General features: G+C 71.8%; 1 protein-coding gene. It reads right to left on the minus strand.

Features of this window, described 5'->3' with window-relative positions; translation table 11 throughout:
• A partial coding sequence (locus tag ACFQBR_RS33335) for a hypothetical protein (RefSeq protein ID WP_378554971.1) occupies positions 1-10505 on the minus strand: 10505 nt, incomplete at both ends.

Below are 10505 nucleotides of genomic sequence, written 5' to 3' on the forward strand. Positions count from 1 at the left end.
CCGGGCTCGACGAGCGCAGCCGCTCCAGCCGCAGCCGCATGTCCCTGAGTGTGTCCGAGTCCGGCGTGGACGCCTCCGAGAGGGAGTCCTGGTCCGCAGGGAGGTCTGTGCCGTGGTCGGGTCCGCTCTCCGTGTGGAGGGGGAGGCGCTGCCCGTCGAAGGTGAGCACCGCGTCCAGGGCCGCCGCGGCCATCTCCTCCTCGGACGGTGCCGGCTGCGGCCGCCGCTCCGGGCCCTCGACGGAGCGGTTCCGCTCCTGCGGCGTGCTCGGGTCCATGGCGGGCCCGCGCGGGCCATCGGCCTCCGGCGGCCGGAAGGAGTGCCGCTCTGCGGGGCCTCCGGGCCAGGCGGTGTCGTGGGGGCCGCCCAGGTCCAGTTCGTACCGGGCCCCGTCGGGAAGGGGCGGGCCCGCCGCCAGCGCCCGCTCCCCGTGCGACCGCACCAGGCGGGTGCGCTCTTCCCGGCTGAGCTTCGCCGCCTCATCCGGGAAGTTCCTGTCGAACCAGCGGACGTGCGGCGCCTCCTCCTCGTCACCGGCGTCGTACAGGTTCTCCGAGCCGTCCCTCTCGCGCTCGCCCGTGGGGGCGACGACGCCCTCCGGAACGGAGGTGTGGGGCAGGAGCGGAGTGGCGTCGTCCTCCTCGTGGACCTGGACCCGGTAGCTCTCCGGAACCAGGGCGTCCCCGTCGTCGGACTCGTGGTCGAAGGGCCGGCCGGAGTCGGTTCCGGAGTCCTCCCCCGTCCCCGTGAGGGTGATGCCGAAGGTCTCGCCCAGCCTGTCTCGCAGCGCCTGACCGCTGTCGGCCTTCGTGGGCGGCGCACCGTCCTGTCCGGCGGCCGTGCCGTCGCCCCGGCCTGTCGGGTCGGCGGAGGGACCGCCGTCGGCCGGACGCTCGGGGGCCTTGCCCTTGTCGGCGCCGTCGTCGGGGGACGTGCTCTCGGTGAGCGGCGGTCGCACGGCGGGCGTGTCGGTGAATCCCCGGCGCAGGGCGCGCAGGGCGTCGGCCCACTCCCGCAGCGCCGTGTTGAAGGCGCCCAGGTTCTTGTCGTGGGCGTCTTGGAGCTTGTCGTACTCCTCCCGCGCCCTGCGCGCGTCCTCGGCCCTCTGCCCACCGGGGTCGGACCGGGTCTGCCCGGTCTCCTCGGCCCGCTCCGGACCGGAGGGCGCCCCGTCGGCCGCGCCGTCCCGGCCCGAGCCCTCGCCCTGGGCGGCGTCCAGTGCGTTCCGGGTGTCGACGACCTTCGCGGCGGCCTTGTCCAGCGGCTCGCGCGCGTCGAGGTAGTTCTTCTCCGCCGTGGCCAGGGTCTCCTGGGTCTTGGCGATCCGGTCCATCAGCGGCTTGAGGTGGTCGACCCCGTCGGGGGCGATGATGCCGAGCTTGACCGCGTCGCCGTGGGAGATCCAGGTCCGGACCTTGGTGTTCACCTCACCGCGCTGCCACCGTGCGGGCTTCTCCCGGGAGGAGGTGTGCCGGGGCTCCTTGCCGAGCCCGCGGCGCGCCCGGTCGACGGTTGCCCGGCCCATGTCCGCGCTCTTGTGGCCGATGCTCTTCGCCGCTCGCTTGTACCAGGCGCCGCGCAGCTCCGTTTTGGCGCCCACGCCCCACGTGGTGTCGAACTCCACGAGATAGCCGGGGCCGGTGCGGGTGCGGGTCGTCGTGGAGGGGTCCTTGGCCTTGGTGTCCTGGGAGGCGGCGCCGCCCGCGGACGTGCTGTCCCCCGCGCCGGTGGAACCGAAGAGTCCGCCCCGGGGCGGCTGGTCGGTTCCGCCGACCCGCCCGGCGGGCATGTTGTCCAGGTTCGCGGCCAGGGAGTCCGAGATGCTCTGGGAGGAGGTGACCGTCTGTTCCGACTCCGACGAGTCGCTCAGGCGCACGTCGGGGTTGTAGTCGATGATCTTCCCGGACCTCAGGTCGGGCAGGGCTTGGACGGCCAGCCGCGTCCGGCCCATCTTGATCATCTCGACGCCACCGGGTTCGAGGGCCTGGAGGAAGAGCGACTTGAGGGAGAGCAGGTTGAGGCTGTGGTCGATGGCGTCGTTGCGGACGTTCAGCCCGATCTTGTCCGCGACGAGTGCGCGGGCCTCCTTGACGGCCCCGGGGGTGTAGCGCCCGACGACGGCGTCGGGCGACGGTGTCCAGCCGAGAGACTTGGCCACCACGACATGGGCGATGTCGCGGGGGTCCTGGCCGTCGAGGACGATGGCGGTGGGCATGACCACGGCGTCCCGGATGTCGCGGCCGCCGACCGGTCCCCTGCTCGACATCCAGTCCCGCATCATCTGCTCCAGGGACGCGTGGGTGTCCGAGGAGGGGTTCTCCGGGGCCGGTGGAGGCGGGGTGCGGGCGGTGCTCCGGGGGTCGGTGCGGGTGGCCGCGGCGTCGTCGGGGGTGCTCAGGGGGTCGGCGGCCGCGTCCCGGCCGAGCGGGGCCCGGTCGCCGGGTGGGGCGGGGCGGTCGTCGCCGGAGGTGTCCGTGGAGCCGTTCACCCCGTCCCCGGTGCGGGGCAGGTCGATGGAGAAGGCCGGGTAGAGGGCCTTGACCGTGCCCGAGTCGCCCTCGCCCCGAAAGCTGCGCCGTTCGTCCTTCTCCAGCCCCTCCCAGGCCAGGGTGTTGGAGAAGCCCTGCTTCTCGGGGATCTCCAGGTCGATGGTGAGCCGGCTGTCCATGGACGTCTTGGCGTAGGGGATGTCCATCGACACCTGCACGGTCCGCTTGCCCGAGTCCTTGACGGCGACGCCCTCGCTGTGGGCCCTGGCGCCGGACTGGTCGCTGAACACGCCCATCATCGTCGGGCGGCTCGCCGGCCCCGGTTCCCCGCCCGACGGCTGGCCGCCTTCGGCATGGGGCAGCGGCGGCATGACCGCCTCCTGGACACCCGCGCCGGCGTTGCCGGAGCGCTCCTGCTGCCCCTTGTTGCCGGTCTCCAGGGTCTGCTGCTGTTTGAAGAGGGTCTTGCCGCCGATGTAGTCGACCTGTGTGTTGCTCGTGTCCAGCTTCAGGTTCACGACGGCGTCGAAGGAGACCGGTGTGGTCGACGTGGTGTTGCCCTTGAAGACCGAGTGGCCGACGGGCTTGATCCGCACCGCGAGCGGGGGCCCGGAATTGGGGCGCAGGCCCCGGTACGAGGTCAGCGCGTCCAGGATGTCGGACTGGGATTTCCCGGTCAGTTCCCAGCCCGACGCGGCGAGCTTGTCGGCGAGGTCCTTGAGGGCCTCGTCCGCGGAGGGGGGCCTCATGAACTTCCCGGAGTCCTCCGCGCCCGGACGCACCCGCGCCTGCTCGGGGCGCGCCGGCTCGGGCTGGGGGGCCGTCGACAGGGTGCCGTCGGCCTCCTCCACGACCCTGTCCTCCACCAGGCCCGACTGCTGGGCGTCGCGGACGTGGAGCAGCCCCCGGGTGAGGTCGTGGAGGTGGGCCTGCCAGCCGCGATAGCGCGGGGAGTGGGGGACGGGAGGTCCGTAGCGCAGGTTCCTGGAGAACTCGACGGCCTGCTTGATGACACCCGAGGCGTGGAACTTGTACGACTTGTTGATGCCGGGACTGAACCCGATCGTCTCCGAGAACTTCTGCGAGGGTTTGTCGCTGACGGTCCAGTCGTAGATGCTCTTGCCCAGCACGGGGCCGAGGTGCACCTGCGGGTCGGAGGCGGAGTTGGGCGCCTCGGAGTGCCGGGCGCCGCCGGCGGTCGACTCCGCCGGGTTGGGGTTGTACCGGCCTCCGCCCGCCCCCTGGACGGTCAGGTCCTTCTTCGTCGAGGTGTTCGTGGACACCTCGTGGCTGGTCTTGTCCTCCCAGCTCAGCGCGGCGTCGGACTGTTCGAGGCGGGTGATCGCCCCGAGCTCGTACCTGGTCGCCGACGTGATGCGCGCGTTGTGGCCGGAACGCAGGTCACCGGTCATGTCGGTGTTCGCCCGCAGGCCGGAGGAGCTGTACGTCTGCGGGTTGTTGCGGACGTTGTCCTCGGAGAGGACGTGCTCCATGTACTGCCTGTTGCCCTCGGACCTGGTCAGGTAGGAGCGCAGCTTCTTCAGGTTGCGTTCGAGGCTCAGCTCTTCCAGATAGCTCTTGAACCGCTGGAAGTCCGACTGCTTGCCGGGCCCGTTCGTGTCCCAGGGAGCGCGGTTGGGGAAGTTCCCGTAGAACGCCTCGACCAGGCTGTTGACCTGACCGTCCTCGGTCGTGAACGTGGTGGCGGCGTATTCGAACGTGGCCCCTGTGTCCAGGACGGTGTCCGCCTGCCGCTGCTCCTTCGTCCGCTGGTCGGTGGTGTCCTGGCCGTTGCCGCCGGTCTGAGCGGTCGTGTCCGGCTGCGGGGTCGTTCGCCGGTCGGCGTCGGTCCGGTCGGTGGGGGTCCGGCCCCGGTCGGTGCCGTCCGGCTCGGTGTGGAAGCGGTTCGCGAACCGCTTCGTCGCGCGCACCAGTCCTCCCGGGCGCTGCCGGACGTTTCCGGGGGCCGCCGTCGTGAACCCCCGGAGCATGTTCTCGGCATCCTCCGACGGCATCGGTGTGATCACGACGGCCTCGGGGCTGCCGGACTCCCGGCCCCTGCCGGGACCTGCCCCGCCCTGGTCCCCCTGCGGCGTGCCGCCTTGGGAAGGGGTGTCCGCGGGACGGCCTCCGTCGTCCGCGGCATCGCTCGTCTTCGTGCGGAACGGCCTCAGGAACCGGTCCCGCCGCCGGTCGGACCGCTCCGGCCGTTCGCCGGAGGCCTCCGGATCCGCCGTGGTCCGGTCCTGGGGGGTGTCCTGCTGCTGGTCGGTCCGGGCCTGCTCGGCCCGGGCTGCGTCGGAGCCGGTCTTGGGGGTTTCCCCGGTGAAGAGCGTCTCGACGGGGTCGAACAGCGCGATCCCGCGTTCGGACACCGGTTTGGTCTTCGCGTCGGGCTTGGCCATGCCGATGTCGTCGTGCTCGTACAGCCGGGCCGAGATCATCGCCGTCGCGGTCCAGGTGTCGACGGTGTCCTCGGGGTAGCTGACACCGTGCTCGCTCTGGACCTTGGTGCTCAGGTTCTGTGAGCCCGACTTCGTCTTGCTCAACGTGGTGGAGGCCGAAGCCCTACCCGACCGGGGCGCGTACCCGTTCGCGTCCGCCGCTCCGGTCTCGCGGGCGTAGGCGCCGGACGTGCCCTTCGCCGTGCTGCGATCCTGGGTGCCGGTACCGCTGCTGTAGGAGGAGGCGCCACCGTACTTGAAGGAGAGCTCCTTCTTGCCGCCCTTGCTCTCCTTCCCGTCCTTGTCGTCCTTGCTCTTCTCGCCGCCCTGGCCGTCCTTCCCGCCTCCGCTGTGACGCACGTCCGAGAAGTCGGCTCGGATACGCAGGGTGATGGTCGGGGCGTGCAGGAGGTAGGTGCCCGTCGACTTGCCCGAGGAGGCGCCGGTTCTCGCGGTCTCGGTCAGGGTGACGGAGATCCCGTTGTCCCTCAGGGAGTCGAGCCCGCCGAGGAACCCGGCGTCGGAGATCGCCTTCTCGATCTTGGCGGTGTTGGATTCGGCGGTCCTCCGGTCGCGGCTGAGCAGCCTCTGGCTGCGCAGCACCTCCGCGAAGCTGCGTGATCCCTCGCCCGGCGGACGGTTGAAGTTCTTGGGGCCACTGGTGATGCCGGGCATGACGAGGCCGGGCCGGTGCTTGGCGATGCCGGTCAGCACCTGGTGCAGGATCTGGTCGTAGACCGTGCGCTGCCGGGCTTTGCCCTGGCCGTGGTAGAGGTCGCTTTCGGGCCAGGTGAAGTCCTTCGGCACGATCTCGCGCGGGAGTGCGGTGCGGTCCTCTCCCGTCCGCTCGCGCCGGGAGTCCTGTGCGTCCGGCACCGGCGGGCCCGTCGGATCGGCTCCGGCGTCGTCGGCGCGGGTGTTCGGGCCGGGTGCGGTCCCAGAAGTCTCGGGGACGCTCCGGTCCCGGGAGGCGTCGGTCTCCGCGTCGTGATCGTCGGTGGTCCTGTCCTGGCCGCCGGCGTCCCCCTCGCCCGCGGGGGCCGGGGGCGTCTGGCCGCTGATGGTCCACGCGTCCGCGTCGGTGAGGATCTCCAGGCTGGTGCCCGTGAGCCTGTGCGGCTCCGGATCCCCCTGGAAGTGCACGTAGTAGTTGCGCGTGACCTCGTAGACGCCCGAACCGGCCCTGTCCGTGGAGGTGCGCTTGACCGAGCCGGAGTTACCGGTTCCGCTCTCCTCCGTCGAGCGGTGCCTCTGCCCTCCCTCGCCGGACACGATGTCGAACCGGACGCCGTGGTTCGTCCCGGGAAAACCGACGTCGAGGCCGACTCCCGCTCCCCCGGTCCCACCCGTGACCTTGTGCTTCTGCAACGAGTGGGAGGCCTCGTGCTCGGATTTGCTGGAGCGGTTCTGTCCGCCCTCGGGGAGGTTCGACGGCTTGGCGACGTAGGAGATCGGGACCGACCTGATCTCCACGCGACGTTGTTCGCCATCGGGGGTGGTCAGGATGATGGGGTGTGCCTTCCGCGTCGACTTGGGCAACACCTCCAGCATCACTTCGTCGGAGAACTTCTTCTCGATCTGGTTCTGGACGTGCTCCAGGAGCTGTTGCCGTCGTTCCTTGCTGACGGGGGGAAGCAGGTGGCGGGCGGCGCGCTTGAACCTCCCCGGACCGGCGTCGGGGGGCGCCACCTTGCCGGCCACCCAGTCGGCCAGGGAGGGGACGTCCTGGGTCTCCTCCCCGTTCTTCCCCGTCTGTTCCCGGAAGCCCCCCAGGCTGATGGGCAGTCCGTTGGCCACGTTCGCGTGGGGGCTCCTGGCGGGGGGAGTGCCGTCCTTCCGGGCGGGACCGCCGCTCAGGGGGTCGGACAGGGTGATCGTCGCGGGGCCCTTGTGCGGGGTGACCTTGCCGGGCAGGATCAGCGCGAGCCCGTTGGACGAGTGCGTCCGCCGCTGTACCCGGGGGTTCGCGTCGGTGGTGTTCTCCCCCTTCGGCGGTGCGGGCGTCCGCTCCTGACCGGAGGTGTCCCGGGCCTCAGGGGACGGGTCCGTCGACGGCACCGTCCCGTCCTTCGAGGCGGTGTCCGGTGTCGGGGAGGACGTCGTCGGCGGTGAGGTCCGCTCCAGGACGAAGTCCATCCCCAGGTCCGCGGCGTAGACCTCCGGGGTGCCCATGGCCTCGTAGCCCATGGCGGACTCGAAGGTGACGGTCGTGCTGGCCGCGGTCTGCCGCTGACGCGTGGAGCTGGTGAAGCTGAAGATCGCCCGCGGGCCGACGTCGCCGACGCCGGTTGCGCCGAGCATGAGCGGCGAGAGGGTGAAGCCGAGGTTCAAGGCCTTGTTGCCGCCGTGTCCGCCGCTGCCCTCGAAGGCGGCGCTGTTACCCGCCTCGGCGGCCATCTTGGCCTGGGGGGTCTTCGTGCCCGGGGCGGCCTCCGAGGAGGCGTGGTAGAAGTTGCCCTCCGGCAGGGTCAGCTTCACCTGGGCCGTCCAGACGGAGCCGTCGTCCCCCTTCACCTCCGTGGAGTATCCGTCGGGTGTGAAGAAGGTGGACATGTTCTTGTCCTGCTGGGCGGCGATCCGGTCACGGACCTCGTCGCGCACGCTGTCGGGGGCCGTCACATCGTCGTTCCCGAGCGTGCCGTCCACGAACGCGTCGAGGTGCTGGGCGTGGACCATGCTGGCGTTCACCAGGGACGAGTTCAGGAGGTATCCGATGTCGTGGGGCGTGTTCCGGTCCGTCACCACCGTCCCGGCGTAGTCGGGAGCCGGCTCGGTCTCCGGAGCCCGGTCCCGGGACGTCCCCGTGGCGTCGGTGCCGCCGTGCTCTGCGGGGGCCTGCTCCTGATCCGTGTCGCGCTCGCGGGAGGGGGCGTCCCCGCCGCTGTCCTCGGTCTGGGACTTCTCGGCGCCCCCGGGGGCGGGGGTGTTCTCCGTCTTCGCGACGTTCGGGGCTTCGTGGCGCTCCTGGGGGTCGGGTACCGGAGCGCTGTCGGCGCTCTTCTCCCCGTCCTGCTGCTTGTCGTCCTGGCCGTCGGCGGCGGTCTCCTCCGGAGCAGGCTCCTCGTCCGCCTTCTTCTCACCCTTGTCGTCCTGGCCGTCGGATTCGTCGTTGTTCTGGTCCTGGAAGTGGTCTTCCTGGTCGTCGCGCCTGTCTCCGCCGTCACCGGAGCGGTCGCCGCCCTGCTCACCGGTCCGGTCCCCGCCCTCTCCGGTCCGGTCCTTGTCGCTGTCCTGGGTTCGGTCGTCGTCGCGGGAGGCGTCCTCGCCGCGCTGGTCGGGCTGTTCGCCGTCGCGGTCGGAGGGGTGGGGTCCGGTGTCCTCCGCGTCCTGGGGCGGTTCGCTCACGGCTGTGGTGTCGGTGTCGTGCAGGCTGTCGCTCTCGGTGACGGGAGACGGGGGCAGCGGGACCTCAGCCGGTGAGGTCTGCTGTTCGGGGGTGTGCTCGCTGGCGGTGGCCGTCCGCTGTTCGTCCACCGCGGCGCTCTGGTTGTGCTGGTCGACCGGGGCGCTGGTGGTCTCGGTCTCCGGAGCGGGAGGTGCGCCCTCGGTGGTGACCTGGGGGGCGTCGCCGTCGCGGGGTGACTGGTCGGTGGAGGAGTCCGCGGCGGGGGTGTCGCCGGTGTTCTGGGAGGGACGTCCACCGCTGTTGCGTTCGGTGGGTGTGGAGCGCTGGTTGTTGTCGCTGGTCGTGTTCTGCGGTGCGGTCGCGGGCGGTGGAGCTGCTTGGCCGATCGGCGCGGCCATGACGGGAGGGGCGGTGTGCTGCTCGGGGGCGGGGGTGGAGCGGTCGGCCGGGTTCGTGTTGCCGGTGTCGGGTGTGGTCTGGGTGTGAGGTGTGGTCTGTTCGGCTGCGGGGGGCGGGGTCGCCATGGGGTTGTCGGGGACGATGGCGTTGAGGAAGTTGACGGTCAGGGGTCCGTCGTTCATGCCGGGGTGGAAGAGGTCGTTGCCCAGGCCGGGGTGTTTGGTCTCGGTGGTGGCGTAGGGGTCCTTGCCGGTGTCTGTGTAGGGGGTGCGGGTGTCATCGTCCTGGTGGACGCGGACGGTGTCGTCGTTGGGCTGGTCGCGGTCGTCGGTGGCCCGGTCGCGGTCGTCGGAGCCGCCGAACTCGGAGCCGTCGTCGCCGAACTCCGAGTCGGTGTCGCTGACCAGGTCGGGGACGTCGTCGATGTCGGAGAGGTCGTCGCGGTCGTACCGGGAGGAGTCGTCGACCGGTGGGGCCAGGAGGGGGCCCTCGCCGTGGCCGTCCTGCTCCGGGGACCCCTGGCCGTCGCGGTCGCGTTCGGGGGACCGGTCGCCGCCCTGGCCCGGGAGGTCGTCCCCGCCCGTCCACGGGCCGGGGGCCTGGGGGCCGGTGGGAACGTCGTTGCGGTTGTCGGCGGCGTTGCTCTCGGTCCGGGGCGGTGCAGGCTCGGACAGGTCGGGTTTGTCCTTGTCGCTGAACAGGTCCAGGCCGTGCAGGGCGCCGTCGGTGGCGCCTTGTTGGATGCCGGCCTGGGTGGCGCCGGCGGTGGCGGAGTAGCCCGAGGCCTCCCAGCCGCGTCCGTCGGCCAGGCTGCCCAGGCCCTCGCCGAGGTAGCCCTCCAGGGCTCCGGTGCCGATGCTGCCGCCGACCTGTTGGGTGTAGGCGCCGGTGGTGGAGAAGTACTCGCCCAGGGGTTTTTGCAGGTTGACGGGGACGTCGGCGAGGTGGTCGCGCATGTGCGGGGGCAGGCGGTCGCCGATGGTGTCGCGCAGGTGCCGGCCCAGGTCGGGGTCGTTCCAGTGGCGGGCCAGGGTGGCGGCGTAGTCGCGCCCCAGATCGCGGGCGGCCGCCTCGCCCAGGTGGTCGCCGAAGTTGCGGGCGAACACCTCGGCGAAGTCCTGACGCGCTGCGGCGGCCTTGGTCGCGTTGTCGAAGGCGCCGGCGCCCACGGGGCTGGCGGGGTTGTAGGGGGCGAGGAACTCGTCGTTGTGGCGCCCGAACACCTCGGCCAGGTCCTTGTTCAACGACGGAGACGCCGGCGGCCCCTCTTTGGGCGCGGGCACAGGTGTGGGACCCGTGTCCTTGGGCGCGGGGGAGTCCGGCCCCCGGTCGGGGTTGGTGGCGGGCGGGTCGTCCTTGGGCCTGGCGGGGGGCCCGTCAGGGCCTCCGCCGCCGGGGGGTGGCGGGGTGTCGGCGTCGCGGTTGAGGGGCGGCGGGTCGTCTTTGACCGGCCCCGAAGGCGGCCCGTCGGGGGGACCCGAGGGCGGCCCGGACGGGGGCCCGTCGGGGCTCTCGCGCAGCGGCGGGCCGACCGGGGGCGGCCCGCCGGGCCCGTCGGGTCCGGTGCGGACCAGGGGTGGCGGGTCGGGCAGGAGTTTGAGGTCGGTGAGGCCTTTGCTGAACAGGTCGGACAGGTGTTTGCTGAAGAGCCCGTCCATGCCCGCGGAGAAGACCGCGGAGAGCACGCCCTCGATCGCGGCGCCCTTGTGGGCGCTCGCGGTCAGGGCGCTGTCGCGGTGGTGGCGGGTCCCCCTGCCGATCTGGATGCGCTGGATGATGCTGTCCATGCTCGCGAAGATCTGGCTGATGATCTGGTGGCCGGGCACG

Source organism: Nocardiopsis tropica, from assembly GCF_042660575.1.
In the GTDB taxonomy this organism is placed as follows: domain Bacteria; phylum Actinomycetota; class Actinomycetes; order Streptosporangiales; family Streptosporangiaceae; genus Nocardiopsis; species Nocardiopsis tropica.